Source organism: Micromonospora sp. RHAY321, assembly GCF_023896955.1.
Taxonomy (GTDB): domain Bacteria; phylum Actinomycetota; class Actinomycetes; order Mycobacteriales; family Micromonosporaceae; genus Micromonospora.
Window position 1 is genome coordinate 126,773 of the sequence record NZ_JAMHIW010000016.1, and the last position, 24,394, is coordinate 151,166.

The window sequence follows — 24,394 nt, forward strand, 5'->3', positions numbered from 1 at the left end:
TCTGCGTGGACGTCGGACTGGCGCACCTGGACCGGCCGTTCGACTACCTGGTGCCAGCCGAGCTGGACGACGTGGCGGTGCCCGGCACCCGGGTGAAGGTGCGTTTCGCCGGGCAGCTCGTCGACGGCTGGCTGCTGGCCCGCGCCGACGACTCCGGGCACACCGGCCGGCTCGCCTACCTGGAGAAGGTGGTCTCGCCGGAGCCCGTGCTGGCGCCCGAGATCGCCCGGCTGGCCCGGGCGGTCGCCGACCGGTACGCGGGCAGCCTCGCCGACGTCCTCCGGCTCGCCGTGCCACCCCGGCACGCCCGGGTGGAGAAGGAGCCCCGCGGCGGCCCGTCCACACCACCGGCCCCCGCCGACGACGCCCCCGACCCGACCGCGACCTCCGACCCCGCGACCGCCCCGCCCGCGCCCGTGCAGCCCGAGTCAGACCCGGAGCCCGCCGGACTCGGCGGGGGAGCGTCCGGCGGGGCGGTCGACCCGCGTGGGTGGCGGGACTACCCGACCGGGCCGGCCCTGCTTCGCGCCCTCACCGACGGCCGGGCACCCCGCGCGGTCTGGTCGGCGCTGCCGGGCGAAGACTGGGCCGCCCGCTACGCCGACGCCGTGGCCGCCACCGTCGCCGGGGGGCGCGGCGCGGTGGTCGTGGTGGCCGACGCCCGCGACCTCGATCGACTGGACGCCGCGCTCACCGCCGTGCTGGGCCCGGGGCGGCACGTCAGCCTCACCGCCGCGCTCGGCCCGGCCCGCCGCTACCGGGCGTTCCTGGCCGCCCGGCGCGGGGAGGTGCCGGTGGTGATCGGTACCCGGGCGGCGATGTTCGCCCCGGTGGACCGGCTCGGCCTGGTCGCCGTCTGGGACGACGGCGACGACCTGCACTCCGAGCCCCGGGCGCCCTATCCACACGCGCGCGACGTGCTGCTCACCCGCGCCCAGCTCGCCGAGGCCGGCGCGCTGGTCGGCGGGTACGCCCGCACGGCCGAGGCGCAGCTGCTGCTGGAGACCGGCTGGGCGCGGGAGGTGGTGGCGGACCGGGCGACCGTGCGGGCGCGTATCCCGGCCATCGCGCCGACCGGCGACGACCCCCAGCTGGCGCGCGATCCCGGTGCGGCCACCGCCCGGCTGCCCAGTCTGGCCTGGACGGCCGCCCGCGACGCCCTCCGGGCGGACCTGCCGGTGCTGGTGCAGGTTCCCCGGCGCGGCTACCTGCCCTCCATCTCCTGCGCGGACTGCCGCACCCCGGCCCGTTGCGCGCACTGCGCCGGTCCGCTCGCGCTGCCGTCTGCCGGCGGCACCCCGGCCTGCCGCTGGTGCGCGCGCGTGGCCGCCGCGTACGCCTGCCCGGAGTGCGGTGGGCGGCGGCTGCGGGCCGCGGTGACCGGCGCCCGGCGTACCGCCGAGGAGCTGGGCCGGGCGTTTCCCGGCGTGCCGGTGCGGACCTCGGGGCGGGAGGAGGTCCTGACCGACGTGCCCGGTGGGGCGGCCCTGGTGGTCGCCACCCCGGGCGCCGAGCCCGTCGCGGAGGGCGGCTACGGCGCGGTGCTGCTGCTCGACTCGTGGGCCCTGCTGACCCGCGCCGACCTGCGTGCCGGGGAGGAGGCGCTGCGCCGCTGGCTGGCGGCCGCGGCACTGGCCCGACCCGCCCCCGCCGGTCGGGTGGTGGTGGTCGCCGACGGCGCGCTCGCCCCGGTGCAGGCCCTGCTGCGCTGGGACGCCGGCTGGTTCGCCGGTCGGGAGCTGGCCGAGCGCCGCGAGCTGGGCTTCCCACCGGCGGTGCGGATGGCCAGCGTCACAGGCCCGGCCGAGGCGGTGGCCGACCTGCTCGCCGCGGCCCGGCTGCCCGACGACGCCGAGGTGCTCGGGCCGGTGCCGGCCGAGGAGGGCCGGGAGCGGATGCTGGTGCGGGTGCCCCGGGCCCGGGCCGCCGCGCTGGCGGAGGCGCTGCACTCGGCGGCCGGGGTGCGCGCCGCCCGCAAGGCCGCCGACCCGGTCCGCCTCCAGGTCGATCCGCTGAGCATGTTCTGACCGTTTCGGCACGTGCCGGACCTGGTCCGGGCTGGTGGTCCTCGCACACCGCGTCCGGCAAAGCGGTGGCGCCGGGGTGGTAGCATCGCCCGTCATGCCCAGGCGTACGACGGCTCCAGGTCGAGGTGGGGGCGTCAGACGCGCCGAGCTGGAGCCGTCGCAGGATGGCGGGAATGCGTCGGTCGGACGCGATGTCGATGATGTCAGTGAGCCGGTGATCAGGGGTGGACCAGTCGTGACCGTTGGACAATCGATCGTCTTCAACGGCGACCTCGGCAGCGGCAAGAGCACCGTGTCGGTCGAGATCGCCAAGCGTCTCGGAATGCGCCGGGTCAGTGTGGGTGACCTCTACCGGGAGATGGCGCAGCAGCGGCAGATGACCGCCCTGCAGCTCAACCTGCACGCCGAGCTGGACCAGGCCGTCGACGGCTACGTCGACCAGCTTCAGCGGGACATCGCCGCCTCCGGCGAGCGCCTCGTCATGGACTCCCGGCTGGCCTGGCACTTCTTCACCGACGCGCTCAAGGTGCACATGATCACCGAGCCGGGTGAGGCGGCCCGCCGCGTGCTGGCGCGCCCCTCCGGGCCGGCGGAGAGCTACGCCTCGCTGGAGGAGGCCAAGGCCAAGCTGCGCGAGCGCAGCGAGAGCGAGCGCAGCCGCTTCATCGTGCGGTACGGGGTCGACAAGGCCCGGCTGCGCAACTACGACCTGATCTGTGACACCACCCGCGCCTCCGCCGCCGAGGTGGTCGAGCACATCATCGGCGCGTACGAGGGGACGCTCGGCGCCGAGGTGCTGCGCGACGGCCCGCCGCTGCTGCTGCTGGACCCGGCCCGGGTCTACCCGACCGAGGACATCGCCACCCTGCGCGGGCTGTGGGACACCGAGTTCGTCGGCGACGTGGCCGAGGCCGGCGACGAGGGCCTGGAGCCCCTGAAGATCGGGTTCACCGGCGAGTACTTCTTCGTCGTCGACGGTCACCGCCGGCTCAGCGCCGCCCTGCAGAACGGCTTCTCCCTGGTGCCCGCCCAGCTCGTCGCCGAGGTCGACGAGCCGGTGGTGGGCGGGACGAGCGCGATCGACTACTTCGCCGCGCAGGTGCGCCCCGGCCTGGTCTACGACTGGGAGGCGGCCCACAAGATCCAGCTGCCGCTGCCGGAACCCGCGCTGCTCGGCGGCGACGCGGTCCTCGCCGGGGACCCGGGCGCCAGCGCCTGACCCGCCGCCCGAGCCGCCCCCAGCGGGTGGGTCGCGCGTCGTCTCCCCGTCCACGGGGATGCCGGGCGTCGACGTCGTGAGGATGATGGAGCCTCCGACGCATCGACGGGGGAGGCCGGCCATGGACGCTGCCGAGGCGCTCACACTGCTCATGTCGCCGCAGGGGCGGATCGACCCGTACTCGACGTACGAGCGGCTGCGCGCGCACGGACCGGTGGTGGAGGCGCTGCCGGGCCTGTACGTGGTGACCGGCTACCCGGAGGCCGACGAGCTGCTCCGCGACCCCCGGCTCGGGGTGCTGGACGACGCGCTGCGCGACCAGGTCTGGCCGAACTGGCGGGAGAGCCCGGCGGTGTCGTCGATCGCCCGGTCCATGCTGCGGACCAACCCGCCCGACCACAGCCGGATGCGCCGGCTCGCCGCCGGCGCGTTCACCCCGCGCCGGATAGCCGGCATGCGGGACGTGGTGCGCGCCCAGGCCGAGGAGCTGCTCGACGCGATGCGGGACCGGGACCGGGACGGCGCACCGGTCGACGTGCTGGCCGACTTCGCGTACCCGCTGCCGGTGGCGGTGATCTGCGCGCTGCTCGGCGTACCGGCGGCCGACCGGCCGCTGTTCCGCCGCTGGGCCGGCGACCTGACCGGCGTGCTGGAGCCGGAGATCACCGCCGAGGAGCTGGCCGTCGCCGACGCCGGCGCCGCCGAGCTGCGCGCGTACTTCGCCGAGCTGGTCGCCGCGCGCCGCCGTACGCCGGCCGACGACCTCACCACGGCGCTGGTCCAGGTGCACGACACCGACGGTGAACGGCTCACCGGCGACGAGCTGCTGGCCAACCTGGTGGTGCTGCTCGTCGCCGGCTTCGAGACCACCACCAACCTGCTCGGCAACGGGCTGGTGGTGCTGCTGGAGCACCCCGAGGCCGCCGCCGCGCTGCGCGCCGATTCGGGGCTCGCCCCGGCGTACGTCGAGGAGCTGCTGCGCTACGACTCCCCGGTGCAGCTGACCACCCGGACCAGCACCGCGCCGGTGCGCTGCGGCGGGCTCGACCTGCCGGCCGGCAGCACGACGCTGCTGCTGCTCGGCGCCGCCAACCGGGACCCGCGCCGCTACCCCGAACCGCAGCGCTTCGACCCGACCCGCGACCAGGCGCACCCGCTGTCCTTCGGCGCCGGCCCGCACTACTGCCTCGGCGCCGGGCTGGCCCGGCTGGAGGCGCAGCTCGCCTTCCCCATGCTGCTGCGCCGGCTGCCCGGGCTTGCCCTGGCCGGGGCGCCCCGGCACCGGACCCGGCTGACCCTGCGCGGCTACGAGAGCCTGCCGGTGACGCTGGGCACACCGGCCGTCGCCGATCGAGGTGCGCCGGCCGGTGCCCACCCGGGGACTCCGTAGACTGGTACGGCACCGCTCGTCCCACCCATGAAGGAGCCCTCCCGCGTGACCGTTCAGCCCATCCGTCTGTTTGGGGATCCGGTGCTGCGTACGCCGGCCGATCCGGTGGTCGACTTCGACGCCGAGCTGCGTAGGCTCGTCGCCGATCTGACCGACACGATGCGTGAGCAGAACGGCGCCGGCCTGGCCGCCCCGCAGCTCGGTGTGAGCCTGCGGGTGTTCACCTTCGACGTCGACGACGTGCTCGGGCACCTGATCAACCCGGTGCTCGAATTTCCCGACGAGGAGGAGCAGGACGGCCCCGAGGGCTGCCTGTCCATCCCCGGGCTCTACTTCGACACCAAGCGCCGGCAGAACGTCGTCGCCAAGGGCTTCAGCTCGTTCGGCGACCCGGTGCAGATCGTCGGCACCGGTCTGATGGCGCGCTGCGTGCAGCACGAGACCGACCACCTCGACGGCGTGCTCTTCCTCGACCGGCTTGATCCGGAGGGGCGCAAGGAAGCGATGAAGGCGATCCGCCAGGCCGAGTGGTACGACGCGGCGGCTCCGCCGGTGGTCAAGCTCAGCCCGCACATCACGGACCCGTTCGGTCTGGGCCGGTGACCCCGATGCGTGTGGTCTTCGCCGGTACGCCGGCCGTCGCCGTCCCCGCCCTTGCCGCTGTCGCCGCCTCCCGGCACGAGCTGGTCGCCGTGGTCACCCGGCCCGACGCTCCCGCCGGGCGCGGCCGTGGCCTGTCCCGCTCCCCGGTCGGCGAGTGGGCCGACGAGCACGGCGTTGAGGTGCTCACCCCGGCCCGCCCCCGTGACCCGGAGTTCCTCGACCGGCTGCGCGAGCTGTCGCCGGACTGCGTGCCGGTGGTCGCCTACGGCGCGCTGGTGCCGCCGGCCGCGCTGGAGATCCCCCGGTACGGCTGGATCAACCTGCACTTCTCGCTGTTGCCCGCCTGGCGTGGCGCCGCACCCGTGCAGCACGCGGTGCTGCACGGTGACGAGCTGACCGGGGCCAGCGTCTTCCAGCTGGAGCAGGGCCTCGACACCGGCCCCGTCTTCGGCACCCTCACCGACGAGATCCGCGCCGGTGACACCTCCGGCGACCTGCTGGAGCGACTCGCCGGGTCCGGCGCAGGGCTGCTCGTGGCGGTGCTCGACGCGATCGCCGACGGCACGGCCCGGGCCGAGCCGCAGCCGGCCGACGGCGTGTCGCTGGCACCGAAGCTGACCGTGGACGACGCGCGGGTGCGCTGGACCGACCCGGCCTTCGCGGTCGACCGGCGGATCCGGGCCTGCACTCCGGCGCCGGGCGCGTGGACGACCTTCCGGGGCGAGCGGGTGAAGCTCGGTCCCGTCGTGGCGGCGGCCGACGGCCCCGACCTGAAGCCGGGGGAGCTGCTGGTGGAGAAGGCCCGGGTGCTGGCCGGCACGTCCACCGTGCCGGTGCGGCTGGGCGAGGTCCGGGCCGCGGGCAAGCGGGCCATGCCGGCGACCGACTGGGCGCGCGGCGTCCGGGTCAGCACCGGCGAGGACTTCGCGTGACGGCCCCCGAGGGCACGCGCCCGACGCGCGGTGGCCCGTCGACCGGTCGCGGCGGTGACCGCCGACCGGTCCGGCCGCCGGTGGACCGGCCGCGGCGGGCGGCGTACGAGGCGGTCGCCGCGGTGCACCGCGACGACGCGTTCGCCAACCTGGTGCTGCCCACCATCCTGCGCGAGGAGGGGCTGTACGGCCGGGACGCGGCTTTCGCCACCGAGCTGACCTACGGCACCCTGCGCCTTCTGGGCACCCTGGACGCGATCCTCACCGACGCGGCCGGCCGGGACGTGGCCCGGATCGACCCGCCGGTGCGGGACGCGCTGCGGCTCGGGGCGTACCAGCTGCTGCACACCCGGGTGCCGGCACACGCTGCCGTCTCGTCGACCGTGGACCTGGTCCGCGCCGTCGCGCCCGGCGCCACCGGCTTCGCCAACGCGGTGCTGCGCGAGGTGTCCACCCTCGACGCCGACGGCTGGGTGGCGAAGCTCGCCCCGCCGATGGAGACCGACCCGATCGGGCACCTGTCGCTGGCGTACAGCCACCCGCAGTGGATCGTGCGGGCCTTCTCCGAGGCGCTCGGCGGTGACCTGGGCGAGACGACCCGGCTGCTGATCGAGGACAACGAGCGCCCTCCGGTGCACCTGTGCGCCCGGCCCGGCCTGATCGACCCGGTCGAGTTGGCCGACCAGGTCGGCGGCGCGCCCGGCGCCTTCTCCCCGTACGCCGTCTACCTGCCCGGGGGCGCGCCGGGTGACGTGCCGGCCGTGGTCGACGGCCGGGCTCACGTCCAGGACGAGGGCTCCCAACTGGTGGCCAGCGCCCTCGCCGACGCGCCGCTGGACGGCCCGGACGGGCGCTGGCTGGATCTGTGCGCCGGCCCCGGCGGCAAGGCCGGCCTGCTCGGCGCGCTGGCCGCGCAGCGGGGTGCCCGGGTGACCGCGGTGGAGGTGGCCGAGCACCGCGCCCGGCTGGTCTCCCAGGCGACCCGGGGCCTGCCGGTGACCGTGCTGGCCATGGACGGTCGTGAGGTCGGCGGGGACCCGAAGCTGCCGGAGCAGCACTTCGACCGGGTGCTGGTGGACGCGCCGTGCACCGGGCTGGGGTCACTGCGCCGCCGGCCCGAGTCGCGGTGGCGCCGTCAGCCCTCCGACCTGCCGCCGCTGACCCGGCTGCAGCGGGAGCTGCTCGGCGCGGCCCTGCGTGCCGTCCGCCCGGGTGGCCTGGTCGCCTACGTCACCTGCTCGCCGCACACGGTGGAGACGCACGTGACGGTGACCGAGGCGGCGCGCCGTAGCGGGGTGCCGGTGGACTTCGTCGACGCCCGGCCGCTGCTGCCGGCCGGTATGCCGGGTCTGGGTGACGGGCCGACCGTGCAGCTGTGGCCGCACCGGCACGGCACCGACGCGATGTTCCTCGCCGTCCTGCGCCGGGGCTGAGTCGTTCCGCGTCGGGGTCGAGTCGCCCGGCGACGCGCACCGCACCCGGCCTCACCGGCCGGGTGCGGGGTGGCCCGCCGGTCAGGTGACCGGGAGGCCCTTGGTGCCGGCGCCCTTCATCGAGCGGGTCAGGTTCCGGTCGCTGATCCAGAGGAAGCACTGCACACCGCGGTTGCCGTTCTTCCACTCCTGCTCGTACGGCTGGTAGTAGATCGTCCCGGCGCGGAAGTCGAGCTGGGCGTTGTCCGGCACCTTGGCGTACTTCGCGATCATCGTCTGGCAGGCCTGGTGGGTCCGCTTGCTGGTGCGGGTGAACTCCGCGTAGCTGATGTCCGGGGCCTGCCAGACTCCGACGAACTCGGCGTGGTGCTTGGCCGTGCAGGGCACCGCGACCATCTCGTCGATGTCGTCCTTGACCAGCTTGGGGTTGAAGCAGCGGTACGCCAGCGGCGCCGCTCCGGTCAACGCCCCGCGGATGCTGCCGGTGCGCAGGTCGACGGAGGTGTCGTCGATGCTGGTCAGCTCGGTGACGTCGCAGCGGTACCAGCGGGCGCCAGCGGCCCAGGCGGGCGCGGACGGCAGCACGACGGTCAGACCGACCCGTCCGGAGCGCCAGTCGGCACCCACCGCCTTGCTGACCTCCTTGTCACAGCCGGCCTGTGCGGCCCGCATGCCCACGGAGCCGGGCGGCGGGGGAGTGTTGCGCTCGGCACCCGGGCCGGTGAGCGTGCCGACGTGCACGGTCTCCACCCGGTGCGCTTCGGTGCACGCCGTCGGGTTGTAGCCGCTCAGGAAGCCGACCTGCTGGGAGGAGTGGTGGCAGACACCGGCGGCGGGAACGAACTGCTGCGCCGCGACGGGCGCCGGCCAGTCGTCGACGAGGTCCCGGTCAACTCCGGCGGGTGCGCCGCACCCGGCCAGCGCCATGGTCACCGCCGCGCCCACGGCGACCGCCGCCAACCACCGTCGCATCCCCCGACCTCCCGCCGCTGGTGGTCTCCGGCCGGCCCCCAGCCGGTCGGTAGCGCCACGGCGCAGCAGCATACGGCACCGGTGCTCAGATCGCTGGTAGTCCCGCCGGGCCGGCGCCGCGCATCGAACGGGTGAGTTTGCGGTCGTCGCTCCACAGGAAACACCGCACCCCGCGGTCACCCTCCTCCCACTCCCGCTGCGACGGTGGGTAGTAGATGGACCCGGCCCGGTACGGCAGGTCGCTGTTGTTCGGCACCGCGGCGTACGCGGCGATCAACGCCATGCAGCGCTTGTGTGCCTGCTCGGCGGAGCGGGTGAACTCCGCCCAGGTCACGTCCCGTTCCACGTAGACGCCGACGAACTCGGCGCGGTGCGGCTCGGTGCAGAGCACCGGCGCCATGTAGTTGAGGTTGTCGCCGATCAGCTTGGGGTCGAAGCAGCGGTGGGTAAGGGGGGTGTCGCCGATCAGCGCGCCGCGCAGACTGCCGGTGCGGTTCACCGGTCGGGTGTTGTCGATGCTGCCGGTCTCACTGAGGTCGCAGCGGAACCAGCGTGCACCGCCGGCCCAGGCCGGGACGGTGGGCAGTGCGACCGACAGGGTGAGCCGTGCCGTGTGCCAGTCGCCGCCGAGCACCTCCCGGGCCCGCTGGTCGCACTCGGCGCGGGCGGTGCGCAGCGCCGGTGACCCCGGCTCGGGGCGGGTGCCGGACAGCGCGGCGGGGCCGGTGAAGGCGCCGACGTGGATGGCCTCGGCCACGTGGTTGCGCGCGCAGTCCACCGTCTCGTACGTGCTGGCCTGCACGACCGGGGTGATCCGGGGCAGGCAGGTGTCGGTGGCGGGGGTGAACGGCTTCGGGGCGGCCAGCGCCGGCCAGTCGTCGATGAGATCGCCGTCCGCGCCCCGCGCCGGCCCGCAGCCGGCCAGCAGCATCGTCGTGACGCCGGCCAGCGCCAGCGCTGGAAGCCACCGTCGCATCGTCCGCCCTCCCGGGAGCTGGCGGCCGGTCACCGCGCCCAGCGGCGAGACCCCGGCGGGCGTGCAGCCTACGGCACCGTCCCCGTTGGAGTGTCGTCGCGTTTCCGTCGATCGGCCAGCCGCTGATAACTGTTCGTCCGGATTCGCCGGTCCGGACGGGCTCATTCTGCACCACTGGTCACCACTGGGTCACAGCGCGTCGGAGATGGTGCCGCGATGCGGGCGGCGGGTGGCCGCGTTCGTACACTGGCCCCGTGACCGTACCGCCGCCGATCGTCGCGCCGAGCATTCTGGCCGCCGATTTCGCCCGCCTCGCCGAAGAGGTCCGTGCCGTCGAGGACGCCGCGGACTGGTTGCACGTGGACGTGATGGACAACCATTTCGTGCCGAACCTGACCATCGGCCTGCCCGTGGTGCAGAGCCTGCGGGCCGTGACGGCGATGCCGTTCGACGTGCACCTGATGATCGAGGATCCGCGCCGGTGGGCCCCCGGTTACGCCGACGCCGGGGCGTACAACGTGACGTTCCACGCCGAGGCGTGCGACGACCCGGTGGCGCTCGCCAAGGACCTGCGCTCGGCGGGCGCGAAGGCCGGGCTGGCCATCGACCGGGACACGCCGATCGAGCCGTACCTGGACCTGCTGCCGAGCTTCGACACCCTGCTGATCATGACGATCAAGGCCGGCTTCGGTGGGCAGCGGTTCATCCCGCAACTGCTGGACAAGGTCCGCGCCGCCCGCCGGCACGTCGACGCCGGGCACCTGGAGCTGCGCATCGAGGTCGACGGCGGGATCGCCGCCGACACCATCGAGCAGGCGGCCGCCGCCGGCGCCGACGCGTTCGTGGCCGGGACCGCCGTCTACGGCGCCGCCGACCCGGCGGAGGCGGTACGCCACCTGCGCTCGCTGGCGGAACGCGCGGCTCCCGGAGCCTGAGGTGGACCCCGACGGCGATCGCAAGGACATCATCCTCGTCGTCGACGACGACGCGGACATCGCCCGTTTCGTCGAGTTCAACCTGCGGCTGCACGGCTTCGAGGTGATCCACGCGAGCGACGGCCAGGAGGCTCTGGAGGTCATCGAGCGGCAGCGGCCCGACCTGGCCGTGGTCGACCTGATGATGCCCCGGATCGACGGGCTGGAGCTGACCCGGCGGCTGCGCGCCGACCCGATGACCTCCGCCATCCCGGTGATCATGTTGACGGCCAAGGGCATGACCGTGGACAAGGTGCACGGGCTCAGCGCCGGCGCCGACGACTACCTGGTCAAGCCGTTCGACACCGCCGAGTTGGTGGCCCGGGTCTCGTCGACGCTGCGACGCAACAAGGAGTTCCGGGAGGTCTCCCCGCTGACCGGCCTGCCCGGCAACAGCCGGATCCGCCGGGAGATCAGCGACCGCGTCCGCCACGGGGTGGACTACGCGGTCGGCTACATCGACATCGACCGGTTCAAGAGCGTCAACGACCGGTACGGCTTCGTCCGTGGCGACGACTTCATCTCCGCGTTGGCCCGCAGCCTGCACCGGGCGGTGGTGGCGGTGGGCCTGCCACCGGCCTTCCTCGGCCACGTCGGTGGCGACGACTTCGTCATCGTCTGCACCCCCGACCAGGTCCGCCCGCTGACCTCCAAGGCGGTGGTCGACTTCGAGAAGTCCGCCGACACGCTCTACGACCCGACCGACCGGGAGCGTGGCTTCGTCGAACTGAAGGACCGGCGCGGCACCATCCGCCGGGCCGCCCTGGTCACCCTCTCCATCGGCGTCTCCCTCTCCGACGCCGGCAAGCGGTTCACCGACCCCCTGGAGGCCATCGCGGTGGCCTCCGAGATGAAGACGGTGGCCAAGAGCCAGCCGGGGTCGTACGTGGCGGTGGACCGGCGGCGCGGCGTCACGTGAGCGTGATACCGCTGTGAAGTAGCTCGCGTGGGTGGCGACGCACCCCCACTTGCGTGTAAGACTGCCGGTGTACCCACCACGCGCTGGCGGGACTCGGTGAAATTCCGAACCGGCGGTGATCCACGGTCCAACCGTGGTCAGCCCGCGACCCGGACGGCTCTGCCGTCCGGTGGACCTGGTGAAAATCCGGGGCCGACGGTTGGGGGCGGTTCGTCCGCGCCCAGACAGTCCGGATGGGAGACAGCGCGCGGGACGGACGGGTCTAGCCGGCCGCTGGCTTCAGCGTGCCGTGCCGGCCCCCCGGGGCGGCTGTGCCGTTCCCGGAATCCGCCGCCGCCTGCCCGCGGCCCCATGCCGCCTCCCTGACCGCCAGCGCGCGGACGGCGAGTGAGAGGGCAGGGGCAGGGCGATGGCCAGCGTCTCCGTCGATGAGGCGATGCGGCGTGCGATCGAGCTGGCGGCGCGCGGGCTGGGCACGACCAGTCCCAACCCGGTGGTCGGCTGCGTGCTGCTCGACGCGGACGGCACGGTCGTCGGTGAGGGCTTCCACGCCTACGCCGGCGGACCACACGCGGAGATCGTCGCGCTGGCACAGGCCGGGGAGCGGGCCCGCGGCGGCACCGCCGTCGTCACTCTGGAGCCCTGTGACCACACCGGTCGCACCGGTCCCTGCAGCAGCGCCCTGGTCCAGGCCGGCGTGGGCCGGGTGGTGATCGCCGTACCCGATCCCAACCCGGTCGCCACCGGCGGCGCCGCCACGCTGCGCGCCGCCGGGGTCCGGGTGGACCTGGGGGTACGCGGCGACGAGGCCGAGGCCGGCAACGTCGCCTGGTTGACCTCCATGCGCCGGGGCTGGCCGTACGTGATCTGGAAGTACGCCGCGACCCTGGACGGCCGGTCCGCGGCGGCGGACGGCACCAGCATGTGGATCACCTCGGAGGCCGCCCGGATCGACGTGCACGCACTGCGCGGCACGGTCGACGCGGTCCTCGCCGGGGTCGGCACCGTGCTCGCCGACGATCCCCGGCTGACCGCCCGCAACCTGCGCGACGGCAGCCTGGCCATCCGGCAGCCGCTACGGGTCGTGGTGGACAGCTCGGGGCGTACCCCGGCCGACGCCCGGGTCCGCGACGGCGCCGCCCGGACGTGGATCGCGACCGCCGCCGAGGTGGGCGCCGGCCCGGACGGCCGGGTCGACCTGCCGGCGCTGCTCGCGGCGCTGCACCAGCGCGGGGTCCGCGCGGTGCTGCTGGAGGGAGGCCCCCGGCTGGCCGGCGCGTTCCTGGCCGCCGGCCTGGTCGACAAGATCGTCGGGTACGTCGCGCCCCGGCTGCTGGGCGCCGGCCCGACCGCCCTCATGGACGCGGGCGTGACCACCATCGCTGAGGCCATCGATCTGGAGTACGTCGACGTTACGCAGGTCGGTCCGGATCTCCGGATCACCGCGTTGCCCCGAAAGAGGGAGGGCTGACATGTTCACCGGCATTGTCGAGGAGCTGGGCGAGGTCGTCGCGGTGACGTCGACGGCGGGCGATTCGGCGTTGGTCGCCGTACGCGGCCCGCTGGTCACGTCCGACGCCCGGCACGGCGACTCCATCGCGGTCAACGGCGTGTGCCTGACCGTGGTGGAGGCGGCGGACGGTGTGTTCACCGCCGACGTGATGGGGGAGACGCTGCGCCGCTCCGCGCTGGGCGCGCTGCGCCCCGGCGACCCGGTCAACCTGGAGCGGGCCGCCGCGCTCGGCAGCCGCCTCGGCGGGCACCTGGTGCAGGGCCACGTGGACGGGGTCGGCGAGCTGATCTCCCGGGAGCCGGCCGAGCAGTGGGAGACCGTCCGGTTCCGGCTGCCCGCCGCCCTCTCCCGGTACGTGGTGGAGAAGGGCTCGATCACCATCGACGGTGTGTCGCTGACCGTGGCCGAGGTGGGCGCGGACGAGTTCGCCGTCGGCCTGATCCCCACTACGCTCAAGCTGACCACCCTCGGCGCGAAGGACGTCGGCGACCCGGTCAACCTGGAGGTCGACGTGCTGGCCAAGTACGTCGAGCGGCTGCTCGGCGCCCGGCTGGCCGACACCGCCACCGCCGGTACGCCCGAGGTGGCCACAGGCACAGGCGGGGTGGCCTGATGGGCCCGCTCGGCTGGCTGCTGGACGCCCAGGTGCACATCGCCGGTTCGCCGGTGCTGGTCCGGGAGATCGTCGGCAACGCGTTCGGGCTGGTCTCCGCGCTGCTCGGGCTGCGTCGGGTGGTCTGGGCCTGGCCCGTCGGCATGATCGGCAACGTGCTGCTGTTCACCGTGTTCCTCGGCGGGGCGTTCGCCACCCCGCAGGAGCACGACCTGTACGGGCAGGCCGGCCGGCAGGTGTTCTTCTTCGCGGTCAGCGTCTACGGCTGGTGGCGCTGGCAGCGCAACCGCCGTGCCGACGGTTCGCACGCCGCGGTGCTTCCACGCTGGGCCACCGGGCGGGAACGAGCGGCGATGCTGCTGGCCGCCGCCGTCGGCACCGCCGCGGCGTACCCGGTGCTCGCCGCACTGGGCTCCTGGGGCCCGCTTGCCGACGCCTGGATCCTCACCGGCAGCCTGCTGGCCACCTACGGCATGGCCCGCGGCTGGGTGGAGTTCTGGCTGGTCTGGATCGCCGTGGACGCGGTCGGCGTGCCACTGCTGCTGCGCGGCGGGTTCTACCCGTCGGCGGCCATGTACCTGGTCTACGGCGCCTTCTGCGCCTGGGGCTTCGCCTCCTGGTGGCGCACCTCCCGCGCCACCCGGCCGGCGGCCTCGCTCTCGCCCACCTACACGGAGGCCGTCGCATGAGCAAGCGCAGCGAGCGAATCATCAGGTTCAGCGCAGTGGTGCCTCATGACGGCACGGAGCGAAGTGGAGTGCCGGCATGAGCAAGCGCAGCGAGCGAATCATCAGCTTCGCGAGCATCGAGCAGGCCGTCGCGGACATCGCGGCGGGTCGGCCGGTCGTCGTGGTCGACGACGCCGACCGGGAGAACGAGGGTGACCTGATCTTCGCGGCCGAGCTGGCCACACCGGAACTGCTGGCGTTCACCGTGCGGTACACGTCCGGCTACATCTGCGTGCCGTTGACCGAGAGCGAGTGCGACCGGCTCGACCTGCCGCCGATGCACCACACCAACCAGGACCGGCGGGGCACCGCGTACACCGTGACCGTGGACGCCCGGGAAGGGATCAGCACCGGCATCTCGGCGGCCGACCGCGCGCACACCATCCGGCTGCTCGCCGACCCGACCACCGACCCCACCGACCTGGCCCGACCCGGCCACGTCGTGCCGCTGCGCGCCCGCGAGGGCGGGGTGCTGCGCCGTCCGGGGCACACCGAGGCGGCGATCGACCTGACCCGGCTCGCCGGGCTGCGCCCGGCGGGCGTGCTCTGCGAGCTGGTCAACGACGACGGCACCATGATGCGCGTGCCCGACCTGGAGAAGTTCTGCGCCGAGCACGGCCTCACGCTGATCACCATCGCCGACCTGATCGCCCACCGTCGGCGCACCGAGAAGCAGGTCGAGCTGGTCGCCGACGCCCGGATGCCAACCCGGCACGGGGTGTTCCGGGCGCTCGGCTACCGCGCCGAGCACGACCCGGCCGAACACGTCGCCATGGTGCTGGGCGACCTCGGTGACGGCCAGGACGTGCTGGTCCGGGTGCACTCCGAGTGCCTCACCGGGGACGTGTTCGGCTCACTGCGCTGCGACTGCGGGCCGCAGCTGGACGCCGCGCTGGCCCGGGTCGCGCAGGAGGGCAGGGGCGTCGTGCTCTACGTCCGCGGGCACGAGGGGCGCGGCATCGGGCTGCTGCACAAGCTGCAGGCGTACCAGTTGCAGGACCTCGGCCGGGACACCGTCGACGCCAACCTCGACCTGGGCCTGCCCGCCGACGCCCGCGACTACGGCACCGGCGCGCAGATCCTGTACGACCTGGGCGTGCGCTCGATGCGACTGCTCACCAACAACCCGGCCAAGCGGGCCGGGTTGGAGGGCTACGGGCTGACCATCACCGGCCGGGAAGGGCTGCCCGCCGGCGCGCACCCCGAGAACCTGCGCTACCTGCGCACCAAGCGGGACCGGATGGGTCACCTGCTGGACGAGTTGGACGAGGTGACCGAGGCGCCGACGGGGCGTGCGGTGGCCAGCGACGAGATCGGAGCATAGACATGGCGGGTTTCGGGGAACCGGGCGTGCAGACGGTGGACGCCACCGGGATGACCGTCGGGGTGGTGGCCGCCCGGTGGCATGGTGAGCTGACCGACCACATGCTGGAGCGGGCCGTCGCCGCCGCCGAGGCGTCCGGCGCGCGGGCCGTGGTCGCCCGGGTCGCCGGTTCGGTGGAACTGCCGGTGGTCGCCCAGGCCCTCGCGCGCCGCTGCGACGTGGTGGTGGCGCTCGGCGTGGTCGTTCGAGGCGCCACCGCGCACTTCGACTACGTCTGCCGCTCCGTCACCGACGGGCTGACCCGGGTCGCCCTGGACGAGGGCAAGCCGGTGGCGCACGGTGTGCTCACCGTGGAGACCATCGAGCAGGCCCGCGACCGGGCCGGTCTGCCCGGTTCCGCGGAGGACAAGGGCTGGTCGGCGACCGTCGCCGCCCTCGACGCCGCGCTGGCCGTCCGGACGCTGGCGCACAACGGCCAGCGGGTCGGCTTCGGCGGCTGACCGACGGACTGGAAGAATCGGGTTCCGTGAAGACGTTCGAGGAGTTGTTCGCCGAGCTGCAGGCCAAGGCCGCCGCCGGCACCCCGGGCTCCGGCACCGTCGCCGCCCTGGACAAGGGGGTGCACTTCATCGGCAAGAAGGTCGTCGAAGAGGCGGCCGAGTCGTGGATGGCCGCCGAGTACGAGGGGCCGGAGCGTACCGCCGAGGAGATCTCCCAGCTGCTCTACCAGGTCCAGGTGCTGATGCTCGCCAGCGGTCTCGAGCTCAAGGACGTCTACCGACATCTGTGAGTGCCCCCACCCGTTGATCAGATCCGCGATCGAAGGAGCACTCCGTCATGCTGCGTGTCGCCATTCCCAACAAGGGCACCCTGGCCGAGCCGGCCGCCCAGATGCTGCGCGAGGCGGGCTACCGCCAGCGCACCGACCCGAAGGATCTCATCTGCCGGGACGAGGCCAACGACGTCGAATTCTTCTACCTGCGCCCCAAGGACATCGCCACCTACGTCGGCTCCGGTGACCTCGACCTGGGTATCACCGGCCGGGACCTGCTGATCGACTCGGCCGCGCCGGCCGAGGAGGTCGTCGACCTCGCCTTCGGGCGGGCCACCTTCCGCTTCGCCGCCCGCCCCGACGACATCGCCTCCGTGCAGGACCTGGGCGGGCACCGGATCGCCACCGCGTACCCGGGCCTGGTCGAGCGGCACCTCGGCGAGGTGGGCGTGAAGGCCGACGTGATCCGCCTCGACGGCGCGGTCGAGAACGCCGTACGCCTCGGCGTCGCCGACGTCATCGCCGACGTGGTGGAGACCGGCGCCACCCTGCGCCAGGCCGGCCTCGTCGTCTTCGGCGAGCCGCTGCTGCGGTCCTCCGCGGTGCTGGTGCGTCGCACCGACGCGCCGGCGCACCCGCAGGCCGAGCAGTTGCTGCGACGCCTGCACGGTGTGCTGGTGGCCCGCCGCTACGTGATGCTCGCCTACGACGTACCGGCCGGTCTGCTCGACCGGGCCAGCGGGCTCACGCCGGGCATCGAGTCGCCCACCGTGTCGCCGCTGCACCGCGAGGGTTGGGTGGCGGTGCAGGCCATGGTGCTCCGCGACGACGTGCACCGGATCATGGACGAGCTGTACGAGATCGGCGCCCGGGCCATCCTGGTCACCAACATCCACGCCTGCCGCCTCTGACCGCTGCCGTCCGTCGGGCGCCGCGTCCGTCGGGCGGTGCGGCGCGGTGGTGCGGCGGGTGGTGCGCGTGCGGGGCGAGGGCGGGTGGCAAACTGGTGGGGTGAGTGAAACCGAGCTGGTCCGCCTGAAGCCCCGCCGCATCCGGGTGGTCTGCTGGTCCGCGGCGGTCGCGCTGGTGGTGGTCTTCGCTCTGGTGGCCACGTCGTTGAGCGGTCCCACCGGCGACGGCTACGGCAGCTTCCAGCGGGGCGACCAGATCGCCATGATCGGTCTGGGCATCTTCGGTGCGCTGGGTTTCCTGCTGTTCACCCGCCCCCGCGTCGAGGCCGACGCGCGTGGTGTCCGGGTGCGCAACATCATCGGGTCGTACGAGCTGCCCTGGGAGGTCGTGCGGGGAGTCCGGTTCGACCGGGGCGCCCCGTGGGCCAGCCTCGAACTGCACGACGACGACCTGTTGCCGATGGTCGCGCTGCAGGCCGCCGACAAGGAACTGGCCGTCGAGGGCGTCCGCGCGCTGCGCCGGCTGCACGACGCGCACCAGGCCCGCCTCGCCGAGCGCGCCACCGGCCGCTGACCGCACCACGCCGCACCGGGCCGCTCCACCCGCCCGTCGCGCCTGAGCCTCAGCAAGATCCGGGCACTATCGCCGAAGGTGCTGCCTCCGAGCGCCGTGAGACAGCACCTTCACCGAAAGTGCGCGGATCAGCGGGCACCCGTGCCCGGTTTGGGGGTGGCCGGGGCGGCGGTGTAGTGTTGTCGAGTCGACCAGGCTGTCTCCGCGTGCGAGCAGACAGCCACGAAAGCGGAGCGCCTGCTCCCACCCGAGTCGCCGCCACGGTGGCCGGGTCCGGTCCCCGGTTCCGGGCACGTCCCGGCGCCGGATGCGCGATCCTGTGATCGTGCCGACCGGTCGAGCGGGCCCTGGCATGCGCCGGGGCCTTCTGCTTTCCGGGTCGGTTCCCACCCGGGAGCCGCGGGGTCGGCAAGAAAGCAGAAACGACTCGAGGAGGCCCCATCAGCGTCGAACCACGCGTGAACGAGCAGATCCGGGCACGTGAGGTCCGACTGGTCGGCCCCGAGGGTGAGCAGGTGGGCATCGTCCCACTGGAGCGCGCCCTTCAGCTGGCCGCGGACGTCGATCTGGACCTGGTCGAGGTTGCGCCGATGGCGCGCCCGCCGGTGTGCAAGCTCATGGACTTCGGCAAGTTCAAGTACGAGAGCGCACTCAAGGCGCGCGAAGCGCGGCGTAACCAGCAGCAGACCGTCATCAAGGAAATGAAGCTCCGGCCGAAGATCGACCCGCACGACTACGAGACCAAGAAGGGTCACGTGGTGCGGTTCCTCAAGGCGGGCGACAAGGTCAAGGTGACGATCATGTTCCGCGGTCGCGAGCAGAGCCGCCCGGAGTTGGGTTACCGGCTCCTGCGACGGCTCGAATCCGAGATCACGGACCTGGGATACGTCGAGGCCGCTCCGAAGCAGGACGGCCGAAACATGATCATGGTTCTCGCTCCGCATCGGGCCGTCAAGGCCTCCGCGGTCGCCGCTACGGCGTCCCGCGGTGCACCTCGGGACCGGGCAGCGGACGAGTCCGCTCCGGAAGCCGATGAGACCGCGGCGGCCGGCGAGACCGCAGCAGCCGGTAGCACCGGCACCGCCGCCGACACCAGCGGCGAGTAACAGGGGAGAGACGTTCCACATGCCGAAGATGAAGAGCCACACGGGTATGGGCAAGCGGGTCAAGGTCACCGGCAAGGGCAAGATCGTTGCCCAGCAGGCTGGCCTCCGCCACAACCTGGAGAAGAAGCCCTCCACCCAGACCCGCCGGCTGACCGGCACGGTCGTGCTGGCCAAGGCCGACGTCAAGCGCATCAAGAAGCTGCTCGGCCGCTGACGCGCGCCACCTTTACGTAATAAGGAGTTGAGATGGCACGCGTCAAGCGGGCTGTGAACGCCCAGAAGAAGCGTCGTACCCTGCTGGAGACCGCGAGCGGTTACCGCGGTCAGCGCTCCCGGCTGTACCGCAAGGCCAAGGAGCAGGTGCTGCACTCGATGCAGTACGCCTACCGGGACCGTCGTGACCGCAAGGGCGACTTCCGGCAGCTGTGGATCCAGCGGATCAACGCGGGCGCCCGGGCCAACGGGATGACCTACAACCGCCTGATCCAGGGCCTGCGTCTGGCCGGCATCGAGGTCGACCGCAAGATCCTGGCCGACCTGGCTGTCAACGACGCCGCCGCCTTCGCGGCGATCGTCGAGCTGGCCCGGGCCGCGGTCGCGGCCGAGGGCACCGGCGGCGCGGCGGCCCAGGCCGCCTGATCCCCGCGCACAAGAGCGAGGCGTCTCCCGTGTCGGCACTGCCGTCCGGGGGGCGCCTCGATCGTGCCGGAGGACCACCAACCATGGCCTTCACCCCGCGTACACCCAGGGTTGTCGCCGCCCGCCGCCTGCAGCGCCGCCGGGACCGCGAGGCCACCGGCCGTTTCCTGGCCGAGGGGCCGCAGGCGGTCCGCGAGGCCCTCGCCCGGCCCGGGGTGGTCACCGAACTGTTCGGTACGCCCACCGCCCTCGACCGTCACCCGGAGCTGGCCGCTGTCGCGGCCCGGGCCGACGTGCCGGTCTCCGAGGTGACCGACGAGGGGCTCGCCGCGCTGGCCGAGACCGTCGCCCCGCAGGGGCTGGTCGCCGTCTGCCGGCACCTGGACGTGCCGTTGGAGCAGGCCCTCGCGGGTGCGCCCCGGCTGGTGGCGGTGCTCGCCGAGATCCGTGACCCCGGCAACGCCGGAACGGTGCTACGTACCGCCGACGCCGCCGGAGCGGGCGCGGTGGTCTTCGCCGGCGAGGCCGTCGACCCGTACAACGGCAAGTGCGTGCGGGCCTCCGCCGGCAGCCTGTTCCACGTCGACGTGGTCCGCGCCGCCGACCCGGTGGAGGTGGTCGACGCGCTGCGCGCCGCAGGGCTGTCGATCTTCGCCACCACGGGGTACGGCGACAGCGACCTGGACGACCTGACCGACTACGGTCGGCTCGTCGGGCCCACCGCCTGGCTGTTCGGCTCCGAGGCGCACGGTCTGCCCGAGGAGCTGACCGCCGCCGCCGACGCCCGGGTGCGGGTGCCGCTGTACGGGCGCGCGGAGAGCCTGAACCTGGCTGCCGCCGCCGCGGTCTGCCTGTACGCTTCAGCGAGAGCGCAGCGCTGAGGGTGACCGCCTCCGGCGCGACTGACAGCAGGGGAGACCGTCCGTCCATGAACGCGCCACGGCGTTCGTTTAGCCAGCCCGCCGGTGTCGGCGGGCGGCGGGTCTGACCTGCTCCCTGCGCAACTCCTACCGGCGGGCTGCGGCGCAGCCGCGCGTCCGTAGACTCGCTTCGCCGCCCCGGTGAGGGCTGGCGCCGCCGTGAGGGAGTGCCCGTACGCCATGAGCTACCGCAACGATCCGTACGACCCGAAGCAGGTCGCCCTGCTCGACCCGGCCGCCCTGGCCGAGGCCGTCGCCGACGCCACGAAGGCGTTCACGGCCGCCGCCGACCCGGACGCGCTGACCGCGCTACGCCCCGCCCACCTCGGTGACCGGTCTCCGGTCTCGTTGGCGCGTCGGGAGATCGGCGCGCTGCCACCGGCCGCCAAGTCCGACGCCGGCAAGCGGGTCAACGAGGCCCGCCGGACGATCGAGACCGCCTACGCCGACCGTTCCGAGGTGCTGGAGCGCGAGCAGGCCGAGCGGGTGCTGGTCGAGGAGCGGGTGGACGTCACCCTGCCGTACGACCGGCGTCCACGCGGTGCCCGGCACCCGCTGAGCACCCTGATGGAGTCGATCAGCGACCTCTTCATCGGGATGGGCTACGAGGTGGCCGAAGGTCCCGAGGTCGACCTGGAGTGGGTCAACTTCGACGCGTTGAACATCCCCGCCGACCACCCGGCGCGCGGGCTGATGGACACGTTCCACATCGCACCGGAGGGCTCCGGTCTGGTGCTGCGGACGCACACGTCGAACGTGCAGACCCGCACCATGCTCAGCCGCAAGCCGCCGATCTACGTGATCTGCCCGGGCCGCGTCTACCGCACCGACGAGGTGGACGCCACGCACAGCCCGGTCTTCCACCAGGCGGAGGGCCTCGTCGTGGACAAGGGCATCACGATGGCCCACCTGCGCGGCACCCTCGACCACTTCGCCCGGGCGATCTTCGGGCCGGAGGCGAAGACCCGGTGGCGGCCGCACTACTTCCCGTTCACCGAGCCGTCGGCGGAGTTCGACGTCTGGTTCCCGGAGCACCGCGACGGCCCCCAGTGGGTCGAGTGGGGTGGCTGCGGGATGGTCAACCCGCGGGTGCTGCGCGCCTGCGGCGTGGACCCGGAGGTCTACTCCGGATTCGCCTTCGGCATGGGCATCGACCGGACCCTGATGGTCCGGCACGGGGTCGGCGACATCCGCCATCTCTTCGAGGGCGACGTGCGGTTCAGCCGCGCGCTCGGGACCGGGGCGTAGGCGATGCGGGTACGAGACACGGGAACGGTGGTCTGAAGTCATGCGAGTTTCTGTCAGTTGGCTGCGGGAGTACGTCGACCTCCCCGCCGACCTGCCCACCGGTGACCTGGAGCAGGCGCTGGTCGACCTCGGCATCGAGGTCGACTCCGTCCAGGACCTGCGGGAGTCCGTCACCGGCCAGTTGGTCGTCGGCGAGGTGCGCGAGATCGAGGAGCTCACCGGCTTCAAGAAGCCGATCCGGTTCTGCCGGGTCGACGTGGGTGACGCCAACGGCACGGGCGAGCCGCAGGAGATCGTGTGTGGAGCGCGCAACTTCGCCCCCGGCGACCGGGTGGTGGTGATCCTGCCCGGCGGTGTGCTGCCCGGCGGCTTCGCCATCGGCGCCCGCAAGACGTACGGGCACAACTCCGCCGGCATGATCTGCTCGGCGAAGGAGCTGGGCCTGGGCGACGACCACTCGGGCATCATCGTGCTGCCGCCCGACGTGGCGGCCAAGCCGGGTGACGACGCGCGGCCGGTGGTCGGCCTCGACGACGTGGTGCTGGAGCTGGACATCACCCCGGACCGGGGGTACGCCCTGAGCCTGCGTGGCCTGGCCCGGGAGTTGTCGCACGCGTTCGACGTGCCGCTGCGCGACCCGGCCCTGGTGCCGGCGCCGGGCGGCACGGCCGAGCCGGCGTACCCGGTGGAGGTGCGCGACACGGTCGGCTGTGACCGGTTCGCCGCCCGCCTGGTCCGTGGCGTCGACCCGACCGCGCCCACGCCGTCGTGGATGCAGCGGCGGCTCGTCACCGCCGGCATCCGCAGCATCTCGCTGCCGGTCGACATCACCAACTACGTGATGCTCGAGCTGGGCCAGCCGATGCACGCCTTCGACGCCGACCGGATCGTCGGGCAGCTGGTGGTCCGACGGGCCGAGCCGGGGGAGAGGCTGACCACCCTGGACGGGGTCGAGCGGGTGCTCGCCACCGACGACATGGTCATCTGCGATGCCGGGATCCCCAACCCGCTCGCGGGAGAGGGCGCCGGCGTGCCGATCTCGCTCGCCGCGGTGATGGGCGGTGAGACCAGCGAGGTCGTCGCCGGCACCACCGACGTGCTCTTCGAGGCGGCCCACTGGGACCCGGCGATGGTCGGGCGGACCGCCCGCCGGCACAAGCTGTTCAGCGAGGCCGCGAAGCGCTGGGAGCGGGGCGTCGACCCGGCCCTGCCACTGGTCGCGCTGGAGCGGGCCGTGCGGCTGCTCACCGAACACGGCGGCGGGGCCGCGGGTGAGGAGATCCTCGACCTCGACCACGTCCGGCCGCGTACCCCGATCACCCTGCCGGCGGATCTCCCGACCCGGCGGATCGGGGTCGAGTACCCGCCGGCGCGGGTGGTCGCCCTGCTGGAGCGGGTCGGCTGCACGGTCGCGCAGGGCGCGGACCGGCTGGCCGAGGACCCGGGTTCGGTGGGCATGGCCAGCGGCGCCGGGGTGGCGCTCAGCGTCACCCCGCCGACCTGGCGGCCCGACCTGACCGACCCGGCCGACCTGGTCGAGGAGGTGGTTCGCCTCGACGGGTACGACCGGGTGCCGTCGGTGCTGCCGACCGCGCCGCCCGGCCGTGGGCTGACCTCCCGTCAGCGCCGGCGCCGGACCGTCGCCCGGTCGTTGGCCGAACGGGGGTACGTGGAGGTTCTCGCGCACCCGTTCGTGTCGTCGGAGCTGGCCGACCTGCTCGGCCTGCCGGCCGACGACCCGCGCCGGCAGGCGGTGCGGCTGGCCAATCCGCTGTCCGAGGAGGAGCCGCTGCTGCGTACGACCCTGCTCGGCCCGCTGCTGGGCATCCTCAAGCGCAACCTCGGCCGGGGCCTGCGCGACCTCGCGCTCTACGAGATCGGGGCGGTCTTCCACCCGCGCGTGGGCGCGGGCAGCCCGCCGGCGATGGGCGTGGACCGGCGCCCCACCGACGCGGAGTTCGCGGCCGCCGACGCGGTGGTGCCGGCGCAGCCGGTGCACGTCGCGGTGGTGCTGACCGGTGACCTCGACCCGGCCGGTTGGTGGGGTCCGGGTCGGCCGGCCGGCTGGGCGGACGCGATCGAGGCGGCCCGCGACGTGCTGGACGCCGCCGGCGTTCCGGCCGAGCGGGTCGAGGTACGCGCCGCCGAGTACGCGCCGTGGCACCCGGGCCGCTGCGCCGAGGTGCTGGTCGACGGCACGGTCGTCGGGCACGCCGGTGAGCTGCACCCGGCGGTGGTGGCGGCGCTGGAGCTGCCCCGCCGTGCCGGTGCGATGGAGCTGAACCTCGACGCGGTGCCGTCCGCGCCGGTGGCGCCCGCCCCGGCGGTCTCCGGCTTCCCGCCGGCTCTGATCGACGTGGCCCTGGTGGTGGACGACTCGGTGCCGGCGGAGCAGGTGCGCCGGGCGCTGGAGGCGGGCGCCGGCGAGCTGCTGGAGGACGTGCGGCTGTTCGACGTGTACTCCGGTGAGCAGCTCGGTGGGGGTCGCCGATCGTTGGCGTACAAGCTCACCTTCCGGGCGCAGGACCGGACACTGACCGTCGAGGAGGCGGTGGCCGCCCGGGACGCGGCGGTCGCTGTGGCGGCGGAACGGGTCGGGGC

At 73.8% G+C, this 24,394-nt stretch carries 24 protein-coding genes and 1 riboswitch; of the genes, 22 read left to right on the forward strand and 2 right to left on the reverse strand.

Annotation, left to right across the window (positions count from 1 at the left end; all coding sequences use genetic code 11):
• Positions 1–5 precede the first annotated feature (5 nt).
• The 6 genes from M8C17_RS26115 (at position 6) to M8C17_RS26140 (ending at position 7,604) form a co-directional block, all read left to right on the forward strand.
• Positions 6–2,027, forward strand: a complete 2,022-nt coding sequence (locus M8C17_RS26115; protein WP_252419199.1) for a primosomal protein N' — start codon at positions 6–8, stop codon at positions 2,025–2,027.
• Positions 2,028–2,262: 235 nt separating this feature from the next.
• Complete coding sequence (locus M8C17_RS26120) at positions 2,263–3,246, forward strand: AAA family ATPase (RefSeq protein ID WP_252419200.1); 984 nt, start codon at positions 2,263–2,265, stop codon at positions 3,244–3,246.
• A gap of 121 nt (positions 3,247–3,367) precedes the next feature.
• Positions 3,368–4,636 (forward strand): cytochrome P450, encoded by a 1,269-nt coding sequence (locus M8C17_RS26125; RefSeq protein ID WP_252419201.1) that lies wholly within the window; start codon positions 3,368–3,370, stop codon positions 4,634–4,636.
• A gap of 45 nt (positions 4,637–4,681) precedes the next feature.
• Positions 4,682–5,239 (forward strand): peptide deformylase, encoded by a 558-nt coding sequence (def, locus tag M8C17_RS26130; RefSeq protein ID WP_252419202.1) that lies wholly within the window; start codon positions 4,682–4,684, stop codon positions 5,237–5,239.
• Positions 5,240–5,244: 5 nt separating this feature from the next.
• Complete coding sequence (fmt, locus tag M8C17_RS26135; protein ID WP_252419203.1) at positions 5,245–6,171, forward strand: methionyl-tRNA formyltransferase; 927 nt, start codon at positions 5,245–5,247, stop codon at positions 6,169–6,171.
• Entirely contained in the window at positions 6,126–7,604 is a 1,479-nt protein-coding gene (locus tag M8C17_RS26140) for a transcription antitermination factor NusB (protein WP_256483366.1), read from the forward strand. Before fmt ends, M8C17_RS26140 begins: the two co-directional genes overlap by 46 nt.
• Before the next feature lie 81 nt (positions 7,605–7,685).
• Here M8C17_RS26140 and M8C17_RS26145 read toward each other — a convergent pair whose 3' ends face one another.
• Together M8C17_RS26145 and M8C17_RS26150 are read right to left on the reverse strand one after the other, a co-directional pair.
• Positions 7,686–8,576: a septum formation family protein gene (locus M8C17_RS26145; protein ID WP_252419205.1), complete on the reverse strand. Its 891-nt coding sequence runs from the start codon at positions 8,574–8,576 to the stop codon at positions 7,686–7,688.
• Positions 8,577–8,661: 85 nt separating this feature from the next.
• Positions 8,662–9,552 (reverse strand): septum formation family protein, encoded by an 891-nt coding sequence (locus tag M8C17_RS26150; protein ID WP_252419206.1) that lies wholly within the window; start codon positions 9,550–9,552, stop codon positions 8,662–8,664.
• Positions 9,553–9,806: 254 nt separating this feature from the next.
• Here M8C17_RS26150 and rpe point away from each other — a divergent pair, with 254 nt between their 5' ends.
• From rpe to pheT, 16 genes are all read left to right on the forward strand, one after another.
• Positions 9,807–10,487: a ribulose-phosphate 3-epimerase gene (rpe, locus tag M8C17_RS26155; RefSeq protein ID WP_252419207.1), complete on the forward strand. Its 681-nt coding sequence runs from the start codon at positions 9,807–9,809 to the stop codon at positions 10,485–10,487.
• Between the two features lies 1 nt (position 10,488).
• Positions 10,489–11,445 carry a response regulator gene (locus tag M8C17_RS26160; protein WP_252419208.1) on the forward strand — a complete coding sequence of 319 codons (957 nt, stop codon included), beginning with the start codon at positions 10,489–10,491 and terminating at the stop codon, positions 11,443–11,445.
• Positions 11,446–11,523: 78 nt separating this feature from the next.
• A riboswitch (FMN riboswitch) is annotated at positions 11,524–11,694 on the forward strand.
• A 160-nt stretch (positions 11,695–11,854) separates the two neighbouring features.
• On the forward strand, positions 11,855–12,916 hold the full coding sequence (ribD, locus tag M8C17_RS26165; RefSeq protein ID WP_252419209.1) for a bifunctional diaminohydroxyphosphoribosylaminopyrimidine deaminase/5-amino-6-(5-phosphoribosylamino)uracil reductase RibD: 1,062 nt from the start codon (positions 11,855–11,857) through the stop codon (positions 12,914–12,916).
• Position 12,917: 1 nt separating this feature from the next.
• Positions 12,918–13,571, forward strand: coding sequence for a riboflavin synthase (locus M8C17_RS26170; protein WP_252419210.1), 654 nt, complete (start codon positions 12,918–12,920; stop codon positions 13,569–13,571).
• Positions 13,571–14,260 carry a nicotinamide riboside transporter PnuC gene (gene pnuC, locus M8C17_RS26175; RefSeq protein ID WP_252419211.1) on the forward strand — a complete coding sequence of 230 codons (690 nt, stop codon included), beginning with the start codon at positions 13,571–13,573 and terminating at the stop codon, positions 14,258–14,260. Before M8C17_RS26170 ends, pnuC begins: the two co-directional genes overlap by 1 nt.
• Before the next feature lie 76 nt (positions 14,261–14,336).
• Positions 14,337–15,623, forward strand: coding sequence for a bifunctional 3,4-dihydroxy-2-butanone-4-phosphate synthase/GTP cyclohydrolase II (locus M8C17_RS26180; protein WP_256483336.1), 1,287 nt, complete (start codon positions 14,337–14,339; stop codon positions 15,621–15,623).
• Between the two features lie 2 nt (positions 15,624–15,625).
• Positions 15,626–16,123 (forward strand): 6,7-dimethyl-8-ribityllumazine synthase, encoded by a 498-nt coding sequence (gene ribH, locus M8C17_RS26185; RefSeq protein ID WP_252419212.1) that lies wholly within the window; start codon positions 15,626–15,628, stop codon positions 16,121–16,123.
• Positions 16,124–16,131: 8 nt separating this feature from the next.
• Positions 16,132–16,413, forward strand: a complete 282-nt coding sequence (locus M8C17_RS26190) for a phosphoribosyl-ATP diphosphatase (RefSeq protein ID WP_256483367.1) — start codon at positions 16,132–16,134, stop codon at positions 16,411–16,413.
• 47 nt (positions 16,414–16,460) lie between these two features.
• A complete protein-coding gene (hisG, locus tag M8C17_RS26195) occupies positions 16,461–17,306 on the forward strand; it encodes an ATP phosphoribosyltransferase (RefSeq protein WP_252419213.1) in 846 nt (281 codons plus the stop codon).
• Between the two features lie 100 nt (positions 17,307–17,406).
• Complete coding sequence (locus M8C17_RS26200; protein ID WP_252419214.1) at positions 17,407–17,880, forward strand: PH domain-containing protein; 474 nt, start codon at positions 17,407–17,409, stop codon at positions 17,878–17,880.
• Between the two features lie 458 nt (positions 17,881–18,338).
• Positions 18,339–18,986, forward strand: a complete 648-nt coding sequence (gene infC, locus M8C17_RS26205; RefSeq protein ID WP_252419215.1) for a translation initiation factor IF-3 — start codon at positions 18,339–18,341, stop codon at positions 18,984–18,986.
• 19 nt (positions 18,987–19,005) lie between these two features.
• Positions 19,006–19,200, forward strand: a complete 195-nt coding sequence (gene rpmI, locus M8C17_RS26210) for a 50S ribosomal protein L35 (protein ID WP_007458415.1) — start codon at positions 19,006–19,008, stop codon at positions 19,198–19,200.
• 32 nt (positions 19,201–19,232) lie between these two features.
• Complete coding sequence (gene rplT, locus M8C17_RS26215) at positions 19,233–19,625, forward strand: 50S ribosomal protein L20 (RefSeq protein ID WP_030335718.1); 393 nt, start codon at positions 19,233–19,235, stop codon at positions 19,623–19,625.
• Between the two features lie 83 nt (positions 19,626–19,708).
• Positions 19,709–20,506 (forward strand): RNA methyltransferase, encoded by a 798-nt coding sequence (locus M8C17_RS26220; RefSeq protein WP_256483339.1) that lies wholly within the window; start codon positions 19,709–19,711, stop codon positions 20,504–20,506.
• 219 nt (positions 20,507–20,725) lie between these two features.
• Positions 20,726–21,793, forward strand: a complete 1,068-nt coding sequence (gene pheS / locus M8C17_RS26225) for a phenylalanine--tRNA ligase subunit alpha (protein WP_252419217.1) — start codon at positions 20,726–20,728, stop codon at positions 21,791–21,793.
• 40 nt (positions 21,794–21,833) lie between these two features.
• Positions 21,834–24,394, forward strand: a 2,561-nt coding sequence (gene pheT, locus M8C17_RS26230; RefSeq protein WP_252419218.1) for a phenylalanine--tRNA ligase subunit beta, incomplete at its 3' end; no start/stop codon positions are given.

Coding starts and splice junctions, on each gene's coding strand:
- ribH (WP_252419212.1), top strand. CDS start 15,626: ATGGCGGGTTTCGGGGAACCGGGCGTGCAGACGGTGGACGCCACCGGG.
- pheS (WP_252419217.1), top strand. CDS start 20,726: ATGAGCTACCGCAACGATCCGTACGACCCGAAGCAGGTCGCCCTGCTC.
- rpmI (WP_007458415.1), top strand. CDS start 19,006: ATGCCGAAGATGAAGAGCCACACGGGTATGGGCAAGCGGGTCAAGGTC.
- M8C17_RS26180 (WP_256483336.1), top strand. CDS start 14,337: ATGAGCAAGCGCAGCGAGCGAATCATCAGCTTCGCGAGCATCGAGCAG.
- pnuC (WP_252419211.1), top strand. CDS start 13,571: ATGGGCCCGCTCGGCTGGCTGCTGGACGCCCAGGTGCACATCGCCGGT.
- M8C17_RS26125 (WP_252419201.1), top strand. CDS start 3,368: ATGGACGCTGCCGAGGCGCTCACACTGCTCATGTCGCCGCAGGGGCGG.
- M8C17_RS26220 (WP_256483339.1), top strand. CDS start 19,709: ATGGCCTTCACCCCGCGTACACCCAGGGTTGTCGCCGCCCGCCGCCTG.
- rplT (WP_030335718.1), top strand. CDS start 19,233: ATGGCACGCGTCAAGCGGGCTGTGAACGCCCAGAAGAAGCGTCGTACC.
- hisG (WP_252419213.1), top strand. CDS start 16,461: ATGCTGCGTGTCGCCATTCCCAACAAGGGCACCCTGGCCGAGCCGGCC.
- fmt (WP_252419203.1), top strand. CDS start 5,245: ATGCGTGTGGTCTTCGCCGGTACGCCGGCCGTCGCCGTCCCCGCCCTT.
- ribD (WP_252419209.1), top strand. CDS start 11,855: ATGGCCAGCGTCTCCGTCGATGAGGCGATGCGGCGTGCGATCGAGCTG.
- M8C17_RS26150 (WP_252419206.1), bottom strand. CDS start 9,552: ATGCGACGGTGGCTTCCAGCGCTGGCGCTGGCCGGCGTCACGACGATG.
- M8C17_RS26170 (WP_252419210.1), top strand. CDS start 12,918: ATGTTCACCGGCATTGTCGAGGAGCTGGGCGAGGTCGTCGCGGTGACG.
- M8C17_RS26145 (WP_252419205.1), bottom strand. CDS start 8,576: ATGCGACGGTGGTTGGCGGCGGTCGCCGTGGGCGCGGCGGTGACCATG.